The sequence below is a fragment of the Shewanella sp. K8 genome (genome assembly GCF_028823715.1).
GTDB lineage: Bacteria > Pseudomonadota > Gammaproteobacteria > Enterobacterales > Shewanellaceae > Shewanella > Shewanella algae.
Window position 1 is genome coordinate 13,029 of the sequence record NZ_JAPEHY010000002.1, and the last position, 19,677, is coordinate 32,705.

General features: G+C 55.3%; 22 protein-coding genes. 18 read left to right on the top strand and 4 right to left on the bottom strand.

Going from position 1 to position 19,677, the window contains the following annotated elements; translation table 11 throughout:
• Positions 1–49: 49 nt before the first annotated feature.
• From trpB to map, 14 genes are all read left to right on the top strand, one after another.
• Positions 50–1,279, top strand: a complete 1,230-nt coding sequence (trpB, locus tag ON072_RS01510) for a tryptophan synthase subunit beta (protein ID WP_208184659.1) — start codon at positions 50–52, stop codon at positions 1,277–1,279.
• Positions 1,276–2,079 (top strand): tryptophan synthase subunit alpha, encoded by an 804-nt coding sequence (trpA, locus tag ON072_RS01515; protein ID WP_261752725.1) that lies wholly within the window; start codon positions 1,276–1,278, stop codon positions 2,077–2,079. Before trpB ends, trpA begins: the two co-directional genes overlap by 4 nt.
• Positions 2,080–2,860: 781 nt before the next feature.
• The gene (locus ON072_RS01520; RefSeq protein WP_129585955.1) at positions 2,861–3,382 is read left to right on the top strand and encodes a hypothetical protein; all 522 of its coding nucleotides are present in this window, start codon (positions 2,861–2,863) and stop codon (positions 3,380–3,382) included.
• 100 nt (positions 3,383–3,482) lie between these two features.
• The gene (locus ON072_RS01525; protein ID WP_274625931.1) at positions 3,483–3,899 is read left to right on the top strand and encodes a GNAT family N-acetyltransferase; all 417 of its coding nucleotides are present in this window, start codon (positions 3,483–3,485) and stop codon (positions 3,897–3,899) included.
• An 82-nt stretch (positions 3,900–3,981) separates the two neighbouring features.
• Positions 3,982–4,332 (top strand): hypothetical protein, encoded by a 351-nt coding sequence (locus tag ON072_RS01530; protein WP_107004627.1) that lies wholly within the window; start codon positions 3,982–3,984, stop codon positions 4,330–4,332.
• 41 nt (positions 4,333–4,373) lie between these two features.
• Positions 4,374–4,736, top strand: a complete 363-nt coding sequence (locus ON072_RS01535) for an MmcQ/YjbR family DNA-binding protein (RefSeq protein ID WP_107004626.1) — start codon at positions 4,374–4,376, stop codon at positions 4,734–4,736.
• 32 nt (positions 4,737–4,768) lie between these two features.
• Positions 4,769–4,987: a DUF6500 family protein gene (locus ON072_RS01540; RefSeq protein WP_028780256.1), complete on the top strand. Its 219-nt coding sequence runs from the start codon at positions 4,769–4,771 to the stop codon at positions 4,985–4,987.
• Positions 4,988–5,134: 147 nt separating this feature from the next.
• Positions 5,135–5,581, top strand: a complete 447-nt coding sequence (locus ON072_RS01545) for a GNAT family N-acetyltransferase (RefSeq protein ID WP_025010677.1) — start codon at positions 5,135–5,137, stop codon at positions 5,579–5,581.
• A gap of 7 nt (positions 5,582–5,588) precedes the next feature.
• Complete coding sequence (locus ON072_RS01550) at positions 5,589–6,383, top strand: hypothetical protein (RefSeq protein ID WP_274625932.1); 795 nt, start codon at positions 5,589–5,591, stop codon at positions 6,381–6,383.
• A gap of 3 nt (positions 6,384–6,386) precedes the next feature.
• Positions 6,387–6,845, top strand: coding sequence for a hypothetical protein (locus ON072_RS01555; RefSeq protein ID WP_025010679.1), 459 nt, complete (start codon positions 6,387–6,389; stop codon positions 6,843–6,845).
• A 76-nt stretch (positions 6,846–6,921) separates the two neighbouring features.
• Positions 6,922–7,611, top strand: coding sequence for a DJ-1/PfpI family protein (locus ON072_RS01560; RefSeq protein ID WP_144133851.1), 690 nt, complete (start codon positions 6,922–6,924; stop codon positions 7,609–7,611).
• 121 nt (positions 7,612–7,732) lie between these two features.
• On the top strand, positions 7,733–8,584 hold the full coding sequence (locus tag ON072_RS01565) for a sulfurtransferase (protein WP_144133849.1): 852 nt from the start codon (positions 7,733–7,735) through the stop codon (positions 8,582–8,584).
• Between the two features lie 386 nt (positions 8,585–8,970).
• Entirely contained in the window at positions 8,971–9,177 is a 207-nt protein-coding gene (locus ON072_RS01570; RefSeq protein ID WP_025010681.1) for a ParD-like family protein, read from the top strand.
• Positions 9,170–9,952, top strand: a complete 783-nt coding sequence (gene map, locus ON072_RS01575; RefSeq protein ID WP_025010682.1) for a type I methionyl aminopeptidase — start codon at positions 9,170–9,172, stop codon at positions 9,950–9,952. Before ON072_RS01570 ends, map begins: the two co-directional genes overlap by 8 nt.
• Before the next feature lie 10 nt (positions 9,953–9,962).
• Here the strand turns inward: map and ON072_RS01580 are convergent, their stop codons facing one another.
• Genes ON072_RS01580 through ON072_RS01595 form a run of 4 tightly spaced genes read right to left on the bottom strand, consistent with a single transcriptional unit; the run spans position 9,963 to position 13,726 of the window.
• Positions 9,963–11,093, bottom strand: coding sequence for an ABC transporter permease (locus tag ON072_RS01580; protein ID WP_144224548.1), 1,131 nt, complete (start codon positions 11,091–11,093; stop codon positions 9,963–9,965).
• Positions 11,083–12,042, bottom strand: coding sequence for an ABC transporter ATP-binding protein (locus ON072_RS01585; protein ID WP_144224550.1), 960 nt, complete (start codon positions 12,040–12,042; stop codon positions 11,083–11,085). Before ON072_RS01585 ends, ON072_RS01580 begins: the two co-directional genes overlap by 11 nt.
• On the bottom strand, positions 12,039–12,983 hold the full coding sequence (locus tag ON072_RS01590) for an HlyD family secretion protein (RefSeq protein WP_144224552.1): 945 nt from the start codon (positions 12,981–12,983) through the stop codon (positions 12,039–12,041). Before ON072_RS01590 ends, ON072_RS01585 begins: the two co-directional genes overlap by 4 nt.
• A complete protein-coding gene (locus tag ON072_RS01595) occupies positions 12,980–13,726 on the bottom strand; it encodes a TetR/AcrR family transcriptional regulator (RefSeq protein WP_144224554.1) in 747 nt (248 codons plus the stop codon). Before ON072_RS01595 ends, ON072_RS01590 begins: the two co-directional genes overlap by 4 nt.
• 490 nt (positions 13,727–14,216) lie before the next feature.
• Between ON072_RS01595 and ON072_RS01600 the strand changes: the two genes are divergently transcribed.
• Genes ON072_RS01600 through ON072_RS01615 form a run of 4 tightly spaced genes read left to right on the top strand, consistent with a single transcriptional unit; the run spans position 14,217 to position 19,648 of the window.
• Positions 14,217–15,785 (top strand): pyridoxal phosphate-dependent decarboxylase family protein, encoded by a 1,569-nt coding sequence (locus ON072_RS01600; protein ID WP_197021448.1) that lies wholly within the window; start codon positions 14,217–14,219, stop codon positions 15,783–15,785.
• Positions 15,786–15,795: 10 nt separating this feature from the next.
• The gene (locus ON072_RS01605; protein ID WP_144224556.1) at positions 15,796–17,142 is read left to right on the top strand and encodes a lysine N(6)-hydroxylase/L-ornithine N(5)-oxygenase family protein; all 1,347 of its coding nucleotides are present in this window, start codon (positions 15,796–15,798) and stop codon (positions 17,140–17,142) included.
• On the top strand, positions 17,142–17,759 hold the full coding sequence (locus ON072_RS01610) for a GNAT family N-acetyltransferase (protein ID WP_144224558.1): 618 nt from the start codon (positions 17,142–17,144) through the stop codon (positions 17,757–17,759). The genes ON072_RS01605 and ON072_RS01610 overlap by 1 nt, the downstream gene beginning before the upstream one ends.
• The gene (locus ON072_RS01615; RefSeq protein ID WP_144224560.1) at positions 17,756–19,648 is read left to right on the top strand and encodes an IucA/IucC family protein; all 1,893 of its coding nucleotides are present in this window, start codon (positions 17,756–17,758) and stop codon (positions 19,646–19,648) included. Before ON072_RS01610 ends, ON072_RS01615 begins: the two co-directional genes overlap by 4 nt.
• The last annotated feature ends 29 nt before the right edge of the window (positions 19,649–19,677 follow it).

Below are 19,677 nucleotides of genomic sequence, written 5' to 3' on the forward strand. Positions count from 1 at the left end.
CAGCATTCGCCTGTCAGACAGGCGTAACAAGTATCCTAAGGAAAGCAGTATGAGCGAGTTAAAACTCAACCCTTATTTCGGGGAATACGGCGGCATGTATGTGCCGCAGATTTTGATACCGGCGTTGAAGCAGTTGGAAAGCGCCTTTGTCGAGGCCCAGAATGATCCCGCCTTTCAGGCCGAGTTCACCGAGCTTTTGAAAAACTATGCCGGGCGCCCCACCGCCTTGACCCTGACCCGTAACCTGTCGCCCAATGATAAGGTGAAAATCTACCTCAAGCGGGAAGATCTGCTGCACGGCGGCGCCCACAAGACCAACCAGGTGTTGGGGCAGGCGCTGCTGGCCAAACGCATGGGTAAAAAAGAGATCATCGCCGAAACCGGCGCCGGTCAACACGGGGTGGCCACCGCCCTGGCCTGCGCCCTGCTGGGCCTTAAGTGTAAAATCTACATGGGCGCCAAAGATGTGGAGCGCCAAAGCCCCAATGTGTTCCGCATGCGTTTGATGGGCGCCGAGGTCATTCCTGTCACCTCAGGCTCTGCCACTCTCAAAGATGCCTGCAACGAGGCGATGCGCGACTGGTCCGGCAGCTATGACAAGGCGCACTACCTGCTGGGTACCGCCGCCGGGCCTCACCCTTTCCCCACCATAGTCAGGGAGTTCCAGCGCATGATAGGCGCCGAAACCAAGGCGCAGACCCTTGAGCGTGAAGGCCGACTGCCGGACGCCGTCATTGCCTGTGTTGGCGGCGGCTCCAACGCCATAGGTATGTTTGCCGACTTCATAGATGAAGCCTCGGTGCGCCTCATAGGCGTTGAGCCGGCCGGAAAAGGCATAGATACGCCGATGCACGGCGCGCCGCTGCGGCACGGCAAGACAGGCATCTTTTTTGGCATGAAGGCGCCCTTGATGCAGGACAGCAACGGCCAGATAGAAGAATCTTACTCCATCTCTGCCGGGTTGGATTTCCCCTCTGTCGGCCCGCAACACGCCCACCTCAACGCCACCGGACGCGCCACCTATGAGTCGGCCACCGATGAAGAGGCGCTGGAGGCCTTCCAGTTACTGGCCCGCTGCGAAGGGATTATTCCTGCGCTGGAGTCGGCCCACGCGCTGGCCTATGCCATCAGGCTTGCCAAAGAGTGCCGCGAAGAAACCATACTGGTGGTTAACCTCTCCGGCCGCGGCGATAAAGACATATTTACCGTTTCCGATATCCTGGCAGAGCGCCAGGCTGCATCTGCGCAGTCAGATAAATCACAGGAGTCACAGGCATGAGTACACGTTATCAAACCACTTTTGCCCGGCTGCAGGCCGAAGGCCGCGGCGCCTTTGTTCCCTTTGTGACACTGGGCGATCCCGGCCCTGAGCTGTCGCTGCAGATTATCGACACCCTGATTGCCCATGGCGCCGACGCCCTTGAGCTGGGCTTCCCCTTTTCCGACCCGCTGGCCGATGGCCCGGTGATCCAGGGCGCCAACTTACGGGCGCTGGCTGCAGGTACCACGCCGGCCAAGTGCTTCGAGCTTATCGCCGAGGTACGTAGCCGTTATCCCGAGTTGCCCATCGGCCTGCTGTTGTACGCCAATCTGGTATACGCCAACGGCATCGACAACTTCTATCGCCGCGCCGCCGAGGCCGGGGTGGATTCAGTGCTGATAGCCGACGTGCCGGTTGAGGAAGCCGCACCTTTTATAGAAGCCGCCAAGGCCCATGCCATAGCGCCTATCTTTATTGCGCCACCCAATGCCGATGATGATACCCTCAAGACGGTGAGTGAAGCCGCTGAAGGCTACACCTATCTGCTGTCCCGCGCCGGGGTAACAGGCGCCGACAATAAGGCCGGTATGCCGGTGGATGAGGTACTGGCCAAGCTTAAAGCCTTCGATGCGCCGCCTCCACTGCTGGGGTTCGGTATCGCCGAGCCGGCTCAGGTCAGCGCCGCAATTGCCGCAGGCGCCGCCGGTGCCATCTCAGGCTCTGCCGTGGTCAGGATCATTGAGCAACACCAAAATGCACCCGATATGCTACTGAGCACTCTGGCCGACTTTACCCGTGCCATGAAGGACGCCAGCTAATCTCAGCCCTCTTTAATCCTCCAGCCAGGGTATTCCCTGGCTTTTTTATGCTTGCCTTACAATGACTTTGCGCTTGTTGCTTGTGTTGGCACAGGGTAACAAGATACCCTTGAATCATTCTCTATGCGGTTGCAAAGAGAAGCATGTAAAACCGAGATCCTTGTATCAAGCTAATCATCTCGGCTTCAGGGACGAAAGGGACTTTCGGCCGTGCGGTAGCTATTGTCTTAATGCACTATTTTCATGCACTGTTTTAAAGCTGTATTTAAGGCAATGGCTTGGGATAGAGCCGCGCAGCACTCAGATACGCTTCAGGAGCCCAGTCTCAAACCGCGACTGACAACCAACTACACCAAGCGGAACTCAAGTATGAAAAGACTGTTTTGCCTCCCGATTATTCTATTCTCGACTGCCGCTATTGCCTAAACACTGGAAACGGATGGTTATAAAATAGAGATAGAAATCAACTGTGAAAGTGAAATGTTATGTGACGATGTTTCCTATATAGGCCAGTCCAAAAAGTCGCGGAATAAAATAAGATTAACCGGCAGAACAGTACACACTGTGTGCAATGATGGTGTTACCCCCTGCTATGAGTTTCAAAACGGCTCAATCAATTACTTTGTTTCCGTCTTTGGCGAGCTTAGCGTCACCAATCAACATGGCGAGTTGATCCTGGAGCAATCCGGGCAATGGCTCGATTAGCATGCTCATCAGCAAATCCAAATTCACTATCAGACTTGATTGTATAAAGGACAGGGAAAGAATAATGATAAAAAGGATGTTAGCTGTTTTTGGGATAAGCTTTTTTATTGTCGGTTGTGCCAATATTCCACTTGGCACCATGCTCAGTCTAAGCTCCTTCGATGAGCAGGATTTTGTTCAATTAAACCCGCAAGTCATCAGATCGCAGATCCTTATCGATGCGCCGGGCAAACTCGACCTTGATACCACTGAACTGACCCTGGAGCTGGATAGCAGTAAGGGAATATCCAGTTATCGCTTCCCGCTCAGACTGGAATCGACTGAGATTATCCCCCAAAACGAGGGACTGTTCAGCACCAGCCCTATGAAACATCATTACCAATTGGCACTCTCTGAAACGGCAATAAGCAGTTTCAGGCAAGTGCAGGCGTTGATAAATACCGAGACACCCACAGAGTACAGCTTTTCCATCGACGCGGGCCTTGCTGATACAAGCGAACCGTTAAGGGAAGTCACCTTGTCGGTTTTGATCAAACTGACCGAAGAGCAGGGATATCTGACCTTGATAGATAACGCGACACTCAACCTTGAGCATTAGCCTTGAGCTTGGGCCTTGAGCATAAAATGACAGCAGCCTTAACCCCTGATTTGATTAAGACTGGATCCAAAACAACCAACAACAACTCAAGGAAATCGGTATGCAGATTGACCTTTTACAGCAAGTTGATGATGACCTGCAAAATGAGCTTATCGACAAGCTCAGAACCTATAATCACAGCTATATAAACGAAACTAGCCAACCTCTGGCCGCAATCGCCCGCGATTCCGAGGGACAACTCATTGGTGGCGTGAGTGGCCGCAGCATCTATCGCCAGTTGCTGATTGAGGTTGTTTGGGTCGCGAAGGAGCATAGAGGTTCAGGTCTTGGCAGCCGCTTAATGGCTCTGTGCGAGCAAGAGGCAATCAAACGGGGGTGCCTGGCTGCGCAGCTCGACACTTTGTCGTTTCAGGCGCCGGCATTTTATGCCAAACAAGGGTTTGCAGTTGTCGGTTCGGTCAGCGGAATTCCCGGCAGTCCGGACAGGTATTTTATGTGTAAACGCTTCAATGGCTGAAGGCCTGGCTGCAATATGCCTTTTCTCCTGAGAGCGTGTTTGCGCCTTGTTCAATTTAGAGACTTGTTCCATGCACGGACTCATGAGTAACACCAAGTGGCGCAAGGTATTGACTGTTCTGGCCAAGTACCCCGTCTATCTACAGCTCAAACGCCTGCAGGATGAAGACTTTCCACTGGATGTCGAACGCGCCGATCTGATTCTATCTGAGCTGGGTACGACACACTTTACTTATGTCAGATGTTCAGTCAGCTACAACGAGATAGACAAGTTGAAAGTAAAACGTCCAGCCAGAATATCGGCTTGGGGAGCAAACGAGATGACAGATTTATTTTCAGAGCTGAGCACGGAACTGAAAACCCTAGGTCAGCTCCCTTGCCAATTTGGGACCGATACGCTTGTCCTGTTCGGTTATCAACAAAACGTCGACTGAAGCCGGTATTATTATACTCCCCCAAAATGACAGAGAACGCCATGACACTGACACAACTCAAGAAACTGTTACAGCAATGCCCCAACGCCACTGCCGACTATCCTTTTGGTCCTGAGGCCAGAGTCTATAAGGTCATGGGTAAGATGTTTGCTCTGCTGGCCGAGCAGGAAACGCCCCCGAGGGTGACACTCAAGGCCAAACCTGCCGACGTGCTGGCACTGATCGATAGCTTTGAGGCGATAGTGCCCGGCTATTACATGAATAAGCAGCATTGGTTCACGCTAACCTTGAATGGTGAGGTCAGCGAGGATATGCTCCGTGACCTGATTGAGGCATCCTACGCCCTGGTTGTCAGTAAACTGACCAAGGCGCAACAAGCTCAGTTGCAACAGCAAAACACCTAAAAATGACTTTCCAGATTGAGGGAACAATCGAGATGCGTGCCAGCCTGCGACAAAAAGTTATCCATGTCTGCCAGCAAAAAATCGCCCAGAAGGGCGAAAATGTTGGCGTCTCCTTCTATGCCTTCTTTGCCAACAAGAATGATGATCCCGAGTTGCTCATGGAGGCCGCAACCTGGTGGATCCAGACCCATAAACTGGATCACTTTGAGAAGGCCCGCAAAATTCTGCAAATGGTGCAAGCCGGGCAATAACCTCAGGGGCTGAGTAGCGCTAACCAGAGCCTAATTAAGCCCATGGATATAAACCATGCAACTCGCCGGGGAAAGATGAGCGCATCCTGCTCGGCCTGGCTCTCAAAGAGCACCACAACCCGACCCAGGATTGGAAAACCACAAGATATGAACATTGAAACCCCATCCAGTGCCGACTTTGCTGAGCTGCTGCAAGTCTGGGAAGATTCAGTGCGCGCCACCCACGACTTTATCAGCGAAGCCGATATCGCCTTTTTCAAGCCGCTGATCCTCGATAAGGCCTTCCCGGCGGTGACGCTCAGATGTATACGAGATGAAGCCAAAGCCATTGTCGGCTTTCTGGGCGTAGCAGACGACAAGATAGAGATGCTGTTTGTTCACAGCCGGGCTCGCGGCCAAGGCGTAGGCAGTGCCCTGCTCAAGCATGCCATCGAAGACCTCGGCGCCAACTTGGTCGATGTCAATGAGCAAAACCCACAGGCGGTCGGATTCTACCGCCATCAAGGCTTTAAACAGATCTCCCGCTCGGCACTCGATGCCATGGGTAAGCCCTTCCCTATTTTGCATCTGGCGCTTGATACCTCAAAAGGATAACTGATTGATGTCCAAGGAAGATGAGTTAAACAAAAAATATCGCGCTCTGCCCCGCGGCGCTCGTTGGCACTTAAATCTGGATGCCGATGGACGAGCCTACTTTATTGGCAGACAGCAAACCCTGGCTACAATCTGGGGCTTTATCATGCTGGTTCCCCTGTCGGCCTCAAGTTTAATGGCTGTGGTGCTGACAGGAAAATCACAGGTATTTCATGCCGTCTCGGCCTTGCTGTTGTTAACTCTGGCAACTGGCTGTTTGGGGGTGAGAAGGCGTTGGCTGTTTGACCCCAAAAGCGCTGAGATTCAAAAATACACTGGCTGGTGGCGTATAAAAGCCAAGCCCCGTAAAACCCTGCCCTACAGTCAACTCTCTATTCATATTACCCCACTGGCACAAACGCCCAATGGGGTACAGCTGGTGCTGCTCGGACAGCGCCACACCCTGACAGATATGGCCGAGGCGCTGGCATTGATAGGCTTTTTGCGCGGCTGCGCCGGCCCGCGCGCAGTCAATGAACTTGAAGTTTATGAACTTGAAGTCTATGAAAAAGTCACTGCATGGCCCGAGTTGAAAGCCGTGCCCTTTGACGCAGCTCCAAGCGACTTGGCGCCGCCGGAGGCCGAGAGCCAGGCCGCAAAATCCCCCCATACCGAAACCAAGCCTCTGAAAGCCGCGACTCAAACTGGCCAATCCATCAGTCAGTACCGACCCATTTGGGAGCAACACCTGATGTGGAAACTGGCACTGCCGCTGCCGCTTTTTGCCCTGCTCGGACTGCTACTGACACGCTTAGGGAGCTGAGCCATGGCGCACTGGAACAAGTACTCCTCACAAAGGGCCGAGTTGGTGTTTGGCCGCTGGACCTGGTTAATCGGCCTGCCGCTGGCGGCGCTGACTCTGGCACAGGTGTATTTCGGGCTTAACCCTGAATTGCTGCTCGGTTGGGCCATGGGGGCAACACTCGGCTGGCACGCGTTGTTCTGTCGCCATAAAATCTTGATAGACAAGGATACCTGTGTGCTGGTGCACAGTATTCGCAGTATCTACCCCATAGGGCAACTCAAGGTGCCACTGGCCGAAATCAGCGGATTTTGCCTCTGCCCCCACTTCGGCGAGCCCAGATACTGGGACTTGATCTTGATGCTCAAGGATGGTCAGAGAGTGACCCTGCTGAGACGTAAGGGCAAGGCCGCAATGCAGGAGCTGGGTAAAGAGCTGGCAGATGTCAGCGGCCTGGCCTATGACGAAGAGTTCAGAGACTGAATCCCGGCTTGCATTGGCATTGAATAACATTCCTGAAGAACCCAATTGTCAAACTGATACCAGACAAGGAGGCTGTATGTCTGTTTATACTTCACCAAACGCCCAAACTCCGAGCGCCAGCTATAGTGCGGCGGACAAGAAACCCACTATCGCCATAGTGGCTTTCGATGAATTTACCGATATCGATCTGTTTTTGATGTGGGACATAGTGGGCCGCATCCAGAATGATTGGCAGGTCAAGCTGCTCGGCAGCAACAAAAGTCACAAATCGGCATTGGGTCTTGAGATTGAGATGCAGGGCCATATTCGCGAAGCCAACCAGGCTGATGCCGTGCTGTTTATCAGCGGCAAACAGGGGATCCCGCTGGCGCTGCAAGACCCGGACTTTATCAATACTTTTGAGTTGGATCCCAACAAGCAACTGCTCGGCTCTATCTGCGCCGGTTCCTTTATCCTGCAAAGATTGGGGTTACTGGATTGCCGCGCGGCCACCACGCATCCGGATGCCAAAACGGCATTGCAAAAGACAGGTGCCGAAGTACTGGATGAACCTTTGGTGATAAGAGGCAACATAGCTACCGCCGGTGGCTGCCTGTCGGCCATGTATCTGTGTGCCTGGCTGGCCGAACGCCTGCTCGGTGAAGAGAAGCGCCGGGAAATGCTAAGGGAGCTGTTGCCCGCCGGACAACAGCCACAGTTTGAGGCCATTATTGATGCCAGCCTGCAAAGTGCTGCTAAGGCTGCAATCCAAACCGCATGCCAATAACTATTGAGAATAATCGCCTATAGAGGTTCTGTGGCAATAACAGCTTGAGAAATCCGTAGCGCTCCAGTAATTTGGGCCAAGTTTCATTGCTTGGTGCCGTTACCGAGCTTAAGGAGTCGAGATGCAATCTGCACTGGTAAGCAGCGAGTGGTTGGCCGCTCATCTTTCTGATCCCAAGTTGGTCATTTTGGATGCCAGCATGGACAAGGTGATAGGCCGCGAGCCGATAGTCTACGATGAGCCCTGCTTTATTGCCGGTGCCCGGCGGCTGGATCTGGAGCGGGAGTGCACAGATCTGCAGTCCAGTGAGTTACACGCCCTGCCGAGTCAGGCCCAGTTTACCGAGCTGGTGCAGCGGCTCGGCATCGACCAGGACAGCACTGTCGTCATCTATGACAACCAGGGCATCTACTCATCGCCCCGGGGCTGGTGGTGTTTCAAGGTCATGGGCTTTGAGCAGGTGTTTGTTCTCGACGGCGGTCTGCCCAAATGGCTCAAAGAGCAGCGCCTCTGTGCCGACAAGCCGGCGACCGAGTTTCCGCGCGGTAACGCCTGTGGGCAATATCAAGCGGAAAAGGTCTGTAACGCCCCCCAGGTATTGGATACCTTGGCAGGCAAGCAGGCCATGATACTGGATGCCAGGGCCAGTTCACGCTTTCTCGGCCAGAGTCCCGAACCCAGAGAAGGCGTGCGCAGCGGCCATATTCCCGGCGCCGTGAATCTGCCGTTTGCCGAAGTGCTGGATGGCGACAGCCTGAAACCTCAGCCGGCACTGGAGCAGATTTTTCTACATCTGGGTGCCATGGACGCCAGACGCAGCGGCAAACCTTTGATCTTCAGTTGCGGCTCAGGGATCACCGCCTGTATTTTAATCCTGGCGGCCTATCAGGTACGCCTCGATGCCCTGATACTCTACGATGGCTCCTGGGCCGACTGGGGCAGCAAGGCCCATCTGCCGCTGGCAACAAATTAAGCCTCGCTTGCCTTTGAACAAAAGCATTCTGAGCAAAACGGCTAAGACCCAAGCCGTTATAAACCAAAGCTGTTAAAACCGGCTCTCGCTTTCAGCCCAACGGAAGACGAGCAGCAAACGGTTCTCTAGCTTCACCTTCACCCTCGAGCTCAATCTCAAGCCTGCTTCCCCAAGCAGGCTTTTTAACATCATAGCCGCCCATCAGCTCGCCTCTGCAAAATATGACCAAGGTTGCTTATGCTTGTCTAAAGAACAGCCTTAAGCCCTTTTCTGACAACGCCACACTTTCTTAAGGCACCGCAATCTTTCAACCAACATGCTTTTCTTTCACCACCACAAAGTATACGATTCATATATGTTTTATATATAAAGTGTATTTTTAGCATATGGGAATTATCAAGATATCCGATGAACTCCATGAGGAGCTGCGCAAGGCCAGCGGCCTGATGGCGCGCTCCATCAACGCCCAGGCGGAGTTTTGGATCAAGATGGGCATGCTGGCCGAGCTTAATCCCGACCGGAGTTTCAATGAGCTGATGGCCGAGCTGTATCAGCGGGAAGCCATCAAGGTACCTGGAGCACAAAATGCTTGATCAAAAAAGAAAAATTCATTTAAAAACCGCGGCTGAAGCCGAGCTGATGCGCCGCTCAGGCGCTCTGCTTGCCAAGGTATTTGCCATGTTGGACGACTTTGTTGTTCCCGGCATCTCGACCATGGCCATCAACGACAGAGTAGAAGACTTTATCGTCAACGAGCTTAAGGCGCGCCCGGCCAGCAAGGGCCAATACGGCTATGCCTATGTGCTCAACAGTTCGGTCAATGAAGTCGTGTGTCACGGGGTTCCGTCGGAGCAGCAGTTGCTGAAGGCCAGCGATATTGTCAATCTGGATATTACCCTCGAAAAAGATGGTTTTATTGCCGACTCCAGCAAGATGTACCTGATGCCACAGGCATCGCCTTTGGCCAAACGCCTGGTACAGGCCACTTATGAAGCCATGTGGCGAGGGATCAAGATGGTCAGGCCCGGTGCCCGCCTCGGGGATATTGGCCATGCGATTCAGCAGTATGCCGAATCCCAGGGCTACAGTGTGGTCAGGGAATACTGTGGTCATGGCATAGGGCGGGAGATGCACGAAGAGCCCCAGGTACTGCACTATGGCCGCGCCGCCAGCGGCTTGGAACTGCGAGCCGGTATGTGTTTTACCATAGAGCCGATGATCAATCAGGGCGGCGCCAAAATAAAGACCAAGAAAGATGGCTGGACTGTAGTGACCCGGGATAAAAAACTCTCGGCCCAGTGGGAGCACACCATACTGGTGACAGATACCGGCTATGAAGTGTTGACCCTCAGAGATGAAGAGCGCTGAACCACAGCGCTCATCCCAAACGCTTACGGAACCTCAATGAAGCGAGCAACACGCCTCCCAGGGTGAACGCCCCCAGCCAAAAGGCATCTTTAGCCAACATCAGGATATCGGCCTCACGCAGGACTATGGCGCGCACCATACGCATAAAGTGGGTCGCCGGCAGCGCTTCGGCTATCCACTGCGCCGCAATTGGCATAGCTTCGTAAGGAAACATAAAGCCTGACAACAGAATAGAGGGCAGCAGGATAAATACCGTCAGCTGCATCGCCTGCAATTGGGTCTTGGCAATAGTGCTGATCACCAGGCCCAGGCTGAGGCTGGCAAAGATGAACAACAAAGAGGCCAGCAACAAGCTGTCCAGACCGCCGCGCACAGGCACACCGAACAGGAAGTGGCCCACGCTGAGGATAATACTCACCTGAATAAGCCCCACCAGCACATAGGGGATGATTTTCCCCACCATCAGCTCCATGGGTTTGACCGGGGTGGTGATCAGAAACTCCATATTGCCCTGCTCTCTTTCCCTGACAATGGCGGCAGAGGTGAACATGATCATTGTCATGGTCAAAATCACCGCCAGCAAGCCGGGCACTATGTTAACCACAGTTCGCTGCTCCGGGTTGAAATACTGCACCACCTCAAAACTTGGCACCCGGTTTTGGCTGCTGAAACCGGCCACTTCATCCAGCGGCATGCTTCTCAGGCTACGAATCGCGGCGGCGATAACCGTATCCGAGCCATCCACCAGCCACTGAGCCACGGGCCGGGTAAGCTGGCTGTCGCTTTGACGACGGTCGAAGGCTGGATGATTCACCAGCCGGGCATTGAGATCCGCCGGCAAATAGAGCACGGCGCGCACTTCTCCCGAGGTGATGGCCGCCTCGGCCTGTTCGATAGAGGCATATCTTGCCTTGAAGTCCACCACTTGGGTGGCCTTTACCGCCTGCACCAAGGCCCGGCTATAGCTGCTGGCGGACATATCCACCAAGCCGGCGGGCAGATGCCTGGCATCGGTATTGATGGCGTAGCCGAACAGCAACAGCTGCACCAGAGGGATCATCACTATCATGCCGAAGGTCATCCTATCCCGCGACAACTGCCTGAGCTCCTTGAGCATGATTGCCAATATCCTAGCCCACATGTCGACCTCCGGTGCAGGATACAAACACATCTTCGAGACTGGGGCGCGCCATGGCGAGCTTGTGCCCATCGCAATAGGGGCTGAGAAAGGCGATGGGATCTGTGGCATCACGCCGCACCAACACCCTGAGCCGGGTGCCTACCTGAGCGGCAGAAACAACCTCAGGTAAGGCCACCAGCTGCTGTTTGAGCGCCCTTAGCTGCTCACCGCTCACTTCCACCACGCTGGCGCCCATCTGCTGCATCAGTTCGGCCGGGGAGCCATCGGCCCGCTTGGCGCCGCGCTCAAGGATTGCCAATGCATGGCAGCGCTCTGCTTCGTCCATGTAGTGGGTTGAAACCAAAATAGTGGTCCCGGCGGCGCAGAGATCGAACAGCCGCTCCCAAAACTCGCGGCGGTTTTCCGGATCGACCGCCGAGGTGGGTTCATCGAGAAACAACAGCTCGGGGGAGTGTAGTGTGGCGCAGGCCAGTGCCAGACGCTGCTTCTGACCACCACTCATGGAGCCGGCCAACTGAGACTCCCTGCCCTCCAAGCTATATAGATGCAGTAGCTCTTCGATGCGCGCCTTGCCGCGGCGGCCGAACAGGCCATAAATACTGGCAACAAATCTGAGGTTCTCCAGCACAGACAGATTATCGTAGAGAGAGAACTTCTGGGTCATATAACCTATACGTTGCTTGAGCCTCTCTTCGTTACCGGCAAGCGGCTCTCCCAATACGGTCACCTCACCGGCATCCGGCAACAACAGGCCGGTAAGCAGCCGAATCGCAGTGGACTTGCCGCAACCGTTGGGGCCGAGAAAGCCGTAAATGCTGCCACGGGGAATGGCGAGACTGAGATTATCCACCGCGGTCAACTCACCAAAGCGCCGGGTCAGCCCATGAGCTTCAATGACCAGGGGAGTTTGAATGGCCGAAGAAGCACCGGCATCAGCTGACTGAGTCATGGCAGTCGTACCTCCAGCGCCAGCCCTGAGGGCAGAGACTCGGCGCCCTCGACATCGATATCCGTCAGATACATCAATCTGGCACGATCGCGCTCATTAAGGGCATAAAACGGGGTAAATGCCGGTTGGGAACGGATATTTCTGACAGTGCCTTTGAGCGGCTGTTCCACCCCATCGACCCAGACCTCCAGCTTGTCGCCGCGGGAAAGCTTACTGATGGCCGTTTGCGGCAGATAGACTCTGGCATAGGGTTTATCCAGCGCCAAAAGCGCGACAAGTTGAGTGCCCTGAGCCACTCGATCGCCCCTCTTCCAGGGCAATATGTTCACCTCTGATGCCAGCGGCGCCCTGAGACTGAGGTCGTCCAAGGCTTTCTCCTCGGCCTTGAGCGCCGCCGCTGCGGCAGCCACTCTGGCTTCGGCCTGGGCCAGTTGTTCGCTGCGGGTACCGTTTTCCAGTTGCAGCCATTGTTCATTGGCCTGCTCGACCAAGGCCTTGGTGTGATCCCGCTCGGCGATGGCCGCATCCAACTCCGCCTGCCCCACCACTTTGGCGACAAACAGTTCGCGGGTGCGCTGATATCTGAGTCTGGCTTCGGTCGCGGCTGCCGTTGCCGCCTCTATGGCGGCTCTGGCCGCCCGCCGCTCTTCTACCCTGGCGCCTTGTTGCAACTCATCAAGCCTGGCGCCGGCCTCAGCCAATTCGGCGCGGCGCTGTGCCACTCTGGCTGCCGCGCTGCGGCTGTCCAATTGCAGCAACAACTGCCCCGCCTCGACCTTGTCACCCTCGGCTACATGGATATCGGCTATCTGCTCGGCAACGGGGGCTGAAAGCTGGATACGATCCCGCTCCAGAGTGCCCATGGCGCGGCTTTCGCCGTTGTCGCCACAAGCTTGCAACAGCAATAGTGTCGCTGTCAGTATCAGGGATATCTTGTTCATTGGGGTTCCTCACTGCCTGGGTTGGCGGCAATATCCTGGCGCAATAAGCCTTGATGCAGGACTTTGGCATTGTGCTCTGCCAGCTGTTTGAGCCAGGTTTCATTCAATTCGACACCGAAGTCCCGCATCAGATGGGCCGGGGCGATCAGCGGAAACACCATCAGGCTGACAAAACTCAGCCGTGCCAAGGTAGGGTCCAGGTTGGGATTAAGGCCTTGATGTTGCCCAAGCTGGCGGATCCACAGCCTCGAGCGGCTGAGCATGTCACTGAATACGCTGGCAAGGGCATCGAAGGCTTCACTGCCTTCTCTGTGATTCAATACCTGGATGATAAGCCCGGGCAAGGCCGGGTTGGCGGCCATAGCGCGGTAATAGACCTGCATCAGCTCAAATGGCCCGCCAAAACCTGACTCGGGCCTTTTCTTGCTCGAATCAAGACTCATCTTGCTGGGCTCAAAGCTGTTTGAAGAGCCCTCAGAGGTAGATTGATGACTTTGCGCGGCATTGTAGTGTTTGAAGGCTTCCAGCACTGGAGCGATTGTGTCTCTGACCATAGCCTCAAACAGGCCTGCCTTGGAGCCGAAGTAATAACGGATCATCGCCGCATCCACTCCCGCCTTGCGTGCCAGCTCTCGGGTGGAAACCCGCTCATACCCCTTCAGGGTAAAGCAGCTGCGCGCGGCTTCTATCAAAGCATCCCGGGCCCCTGAATGGCCTTTAGGACGACCGGCTGTGGCATTCATCCCCTGCTCCTCAAAAATTCCTCTTGTGATGAATATACTCAGTTTAGTGCTTATATGGCAGTGAGTTAATTCTCCATTCGTGCCTATGTTGGGGAATTTAGTCGGCCCAGTTAAGAGGCATTTGAGCAAGCTTGCTCCACCGTCTTCGACTCCCGTCCTTTACCTCACCTCCGGCGGAGCCAATGGGAATTCCGTCACTCTTGAGCAAATCGCTCTCAAATCAGTCGCTCCCAATGCTGTAAATGCTGTCTTTATCCGACCAGTTTGTGGTTATCGGTACAGGCTTCTAATCAGACCAGTTACATCTTTACACAAATCAATTGAGAATCATTTGCATTTGTATTTGAGTGCATGCTAATTTGTCGCCGCTGTAGTTGAGAAACGGATGACAGCAAAAAAGGAATGGCCCAGGGAAAGGCCGAAGTAGTTCCTGTCCCTGGGTGACTTGTCATTGATGACTGACCTCATGTCAGTCGCAAAGGAGGCAAAAGTGACACACCCCAGCATGGAGCCTGAACAGGCGAGCAATGACCCGAGCTATGATGCCGCCGGCCACCTGCCGTTCGCTCCCCACACTGAACTCTTTGGTATCGCACCCGAACACCACTACTCCCGCTTGATGCAACTGGGCATGGATACCCTGAAACACCGCCTTGAACGGCTGGATGGCCCCAGCAGTGGCATTCGCCCCGAAGAGCTGCAAAGCGCATTTTCCGATATCAATCTTGACCGCCCCCTCGGGGACATGAAGCAAGTTCTGGCCGAACTGGACAAGCTCTATCTCAGCCACGCCATCTACTTCCAACACCCTGATTATCTGGCCCACCTCAACTGCCCTGTAATGCTCACATCCTTGTTGGCCGAGCAGTTGAGTTCTGCCATCAATACTGCGGTGGAAACCTGGGATCAGAGCGCCGGCGGGACTCTGATTGAACAGAAGGTTATCGACTGGGCCTGCGAGCGCGTGGGATATCAAGGATTTGCCGACGGTGTCTTCACTACCGGCGGCACCCAGTCCAACCTGATGGCGCTGCTGCTTGCCAGAGAGTTGGCCGGCAGCCTTGAGCCGGGTCACAGAGGCAATGTTCTGGCCGGCCTGGCTGCCAATGCCCGCCGCTACCGCATTCTCTGCTCTGAATTCAGCCATTTCAGCATTCAAAAGGCGGCCGCACTTTTAGGGTTGGGACACGAGGCGGTTGTTAGTGTCGGTTGTGATGCCAATCGGCGCATGGATCCCAAGGCACTGGCGGGCAAACTCAGGCAGCTCAAAGCGGCAGGACTGATCCCCATCGCCGTGGTCGCTACCGCTGGGACCACTGACTTTGGCGCCATAGATCCCATAGCGCCCATAGCTGCCCTTTGCCGCGAGTTCGGCTGTTATCTGCATGTGGATGCGGCCTACGGCGGCGCCTTGTTGCTGTCACGCACTCAGCGCCAACGCCTCGAAGGCATAGAGTTGGCCGACTCTGTCAGCCTGGATTTCCATAAGTCCTTCTTCCAGCCCGTGTGCTGCTCGGCGCTGTTGGTCAAGGACAAAGGCGTGCTCGGTTACCTCACCTACCATGCCGATTACCTCAACCCTGAGTCCCAGGCCCAGGCCGGAGTGCCGGATCTGGTCAACAAGAGCCTGCAGACCACCCGCAGGTTTGATGCCCTTAAGTTGTGGCTGAGCCTGAGAGCCGCCGGACCGGATGCCATAGGCGAGATGTTCGACACCCTGATTGCCACCACAGCCGAGCTTTATGAAAGCTTTAGCCGTTTCCCCGAGTTGCAGACGGCGCAGCGCCCGTCGCTGACTACCCTGGTGTTTCGCTTCAACGACCCGGCGCTCGGCAGCGCCGAACTGGATGAATGCAATCGCCATATCCGTGCCCGCCTGGCCCGCGAAGGGCGCGCCATGATTGCAGCGACCAAGGTGGCCGGCAGCCAATATCTCAAGTTTACCCTGCTCAACCCTCACACCCGTCTCGAGGATATCGAAGCCGTATTGACCGACATCTGCAAAATCGGTCGCGAGCAGGCCCGTCACTACAAGACCAGCGCGCTTTGCAGCGCCTGAGGAGGAACTGATGCAAACCAAAGTCTACGATACCCTGGGCATAGGGATAGGCCCCTTTAACCTGAGCCTGGCGGCCCTGGCCGAGCCGCTTGATGGTCTTGAGTGTCTGTTTGTCGATGCCGGCGCCGGTTTCGACTGGCATCCCGGCATGTTGCTGGAATCGTCCAGATTGCAGACCCCTGTCATGTCGGATCTGGTGACCATGGCCGATCCCACCAGCCGCTACAGCTATTTGAACTTCGCCAAACAAACCGGCCGACTCTACAGTTTCTATATTCGCGAAAGCTTCTTCCTGCCGCGGCAGGAATATAATCTCTACTGCCAATGGGTCTGCGCCGAGCTGAGTAACCTTAAATTCAATTTCAAGGTCACCCGGGTCAGTTTCGATGCCGAAACCGACACCTATCTGGTCAGGGGACAGGACAGAGTCAGTGGCCAAGAGCAGAGCCTGCGCGCCCGTCACCTGGTGCTGGGAACCGGTACCCAGCCCTGGATGCCCCACTTCTGCCCCGGCGCCGACAAGCGAGTACTGCACTCGGCCAACTATCTGCACCGTAAACAGGCACTGCAGAGCCAAAATGACATCACCATAGTCGGCAGTGGCCAAAGCGCGGCAGAGATCTTCGAAGATCTGCTGCTGGATATCGACAAATACGGTTATCGCCTGCGCTGGCTCACCCGCTCGCCAAGATTCTTCCCGCTCGAATACACCAAGCTGACTCTGGAAATGACCTCGCCGGAATATATCGACTATTTCCACGCCCTGCCCGAGGCACAGCGCCGCGAACTTATCGGCTCACAGAAGAGCCTCTATAAGGGGATCAACGCCGATCTGATCAACAGCATCTATGATCTGCTTTACCAAAAACGCCTGCACTGTGACTTTGATGTACAACTGCTGACCAACACGGCACTGCAAAGCGTTCACAGCGACGGACAGCAACTGCTGCTGGGTTGCAGACATACAGAGCTTGAGCAGGAGTTCGAGCTGACCAGTTCGGCACTGGTGATGGCCACCGGCTACTGCTACCGATTGCCGGATTTTCTAGAGCCGCTCCACTCGCAGCTGCTGTTCGATCAAAAGGGCGAGCCCGATGTCCAGCGGCATTATCACATAGACAAGGCCGGGCGAATTTTTGTTCAGAATCTGGGGCTGCACACCCACGGGCTGTGTTCGCCGGATCTGGGAATGGGCTGCTATCGCAACGCCACCATATTGCGGCAGATCCTGGGCAAAGCACCTTACGAGATAGAGCAGCAAATTGCCTTCCAAAGCTTTGGTATTCCCAAGCAAGACGCCAGTGCGCCCAAACGCCGGCAAAGCAGCAATCAAGCGTTGCAGCGGGAGGCCAGCTGATGGCCTCTCAAACAGCAGTTAATCCGGCTGCAGACACGGCCGGCTTCAGCGCCAGATACGGCTTTGCGCCGGGCAAGCGCCTCAAGGTCAACGACTTTGATTTTTGTGCCTATCGGGAAAGCGAGCACTTTGACACCCTGAGCGACTGGCTCGGCCGCGACTATGCCGCCTTCTGGGGCATGCAATCCTTAACGCCCACCGAGCGCCGCGTTGAGCTCGCCCCCACTGCAGATAAGTTTGGCCTGATGGCCTATCGCGGCGCGGAGCCTGTGCTCTATACCGAGCTGTACGATCCCCGCTTTGATGAAGTGGGCCAACACTTTGACTGCCAACACGGCGATTGCGGCATGCATTTGCTGCTGGCTCCTCCCACTAAGCCGCAGCGCGGTTTCAGCCGCCAGGCCATCACGGCTGTAGTGTCTCTGATACTGCAGCATCTGGGCTTTGCCCGCCTGGTGGTAGAGCCGGATATCAACAACCAAAAGATTCACCCGCTGAACCGTGCGGTAGGCATCTGCTACAGCCACGCCATTCAACTCGAAAACAAACAAGCCATGCTGGGTTTTTGCACCCTGCCTGGGTTCAGTGCCGCACTGGCAACAGGAGCCACACAATGACAGCATCCATTATCGAACAGACCCGTCTCAGCCATCTGACGCCTGCCATCTGGAACCAGGCGAGCCGCCATCTGCTGGCGAAAATTCTCAGTGAATTCAGTCATGAAAAGCTAATAGTGCCAGAGCTGTTATTGCCAGCAGAGGCAGAGCAAGAGGCCTGTTGGCAGCTCAAGCTGGATACCCGGGATGGTCAGCTCTGCTACCGCTTCAGCGGTCGCCGTTATCAGCTGGATCACCTGCAGATAGCGCCGGATTCCATCGAGTGTTTCAAAGATGGCGAGCAGCAACAGCCGGACGCCATGCTGCTTATCATCGCCCTCAAGGAGAGACTCGGCATAAGCGATGCATTGCTGCCCACTTATCTTGAAGAGATCACCAGCACCCTCTACAGCAAGGCCTTCAAACTTCTGTGGCAGGCAAAGCCGGTGCAGGAGCTGGTGGATTGCGACTATCAGCAGATAGAAGCGGCCATGACCGAAGGCCATCCTGTGTTTGTCGCCAACAACGGCCGCATAGGTTTTGATGTCGATGACTGGCGGGCCTTTACGCCGGAGAGCGGCCAACCGTTGCAACTCGAGTGGCTGGCGGTCAGCAGTGAACATACCAGCCTGGCGCTGATAGCCGGGCTCGACTATCGCCAACTGCTGCAAGATGAGTTGGGCGATGCCTTGTTGCTCAGATTTGAGCAGAAGATCCGGCAACAGGGCAAAAACCCGGACGATTATTTTCTGATGCCCGTTCATCCATGGCAGTGGCGCGAAAAGATCAGCCGCATATTTGCCGCCGATCTGGCCCGTGACCGCCTCATTCACCTGGGACAAGGCCGTGATGAATATCAGGTGCAGCAATCCATCCGCACCTTCTTCAACCTGAGCCAACCCAAGCGCTGTTACGTGAAGACGGCGCTGTCGATTCTCAATATGGGCTTTATGCGGGGTTTATCGCCCTACTACATGAGCCGAACCCCGGAGATCAATGCCTTTGTCGCCGAGCTTATCGACAGCGACCCTTTCTTTGCCAATCAAAGATTTGTGCTGCTCAGGGAAATCGCCGCCATAGGCTATCACCACAGATACTATGAGCAGGCGCTGGAGAAAGACACCCCCTACAAGAAGATGCTCTCGGCACTGTGGCGTGAAAGCCCTTATGCTCTCAGCTTCCAGGGCGAGCCTTTGGTAAAACCCGGACAGCAACTGATGACACTGGCTGCGCTGCTGCACCAGGACAATCAGCAGCAGAGCCTGCTGGCGGCGCTTATCGAGGCTTCCCCCCTGAGTGCCCACGACTGGATGAGCCGGCTGCTGGATCTTTACCTTACCCCCTTGCTGCACGCCTTCTTTGCCTACGATCTAGTGTTTATGCCCCATGGCGAGAACCTTATTCTGGTGCTGGATGACAAGGTGCCTGTCACCATATTGATGAAGGACATAGGCGAAGAAGTCGCAATTCTCAACGGCAGTGCGCCGCTGCCGGGACGGGTGGCGCAACTGGCGGTCTCGCTCGAAGAGGAGATGAAGCTCAACTACATACTGCTGGATATTTTCGACTGTATCTTCCGCTTTATGGCGCCGCTGCTCGATAGCCACACCAGCCTGAGTGAACAGGGATTCTGGAGCCTGGTGGCCGCAAAGGTCCGTGATTATCAGGCTTCCCACCCCCAGTTTGCCGATAAGTATCGCCGCTACGATCTGTTCCAGCCGACCTTTGTCCGCACCTGTCTGAACCGGATCCAGCTCAACAACAACCAGCAGATGATAGATCTCGAAGACAGGGAGAAGAACCTGCGCTTTGCCGGCGATATCGACAATCCGCTGCACCCCTTTGCCGCCAGCCACAGCTTTGGCGTGACACCCACCCAGGCCGAGCGTCTTGCAGACCCGGCCCTGTAAACCTTCCAGGAAGTAACAGGAAAATGGAC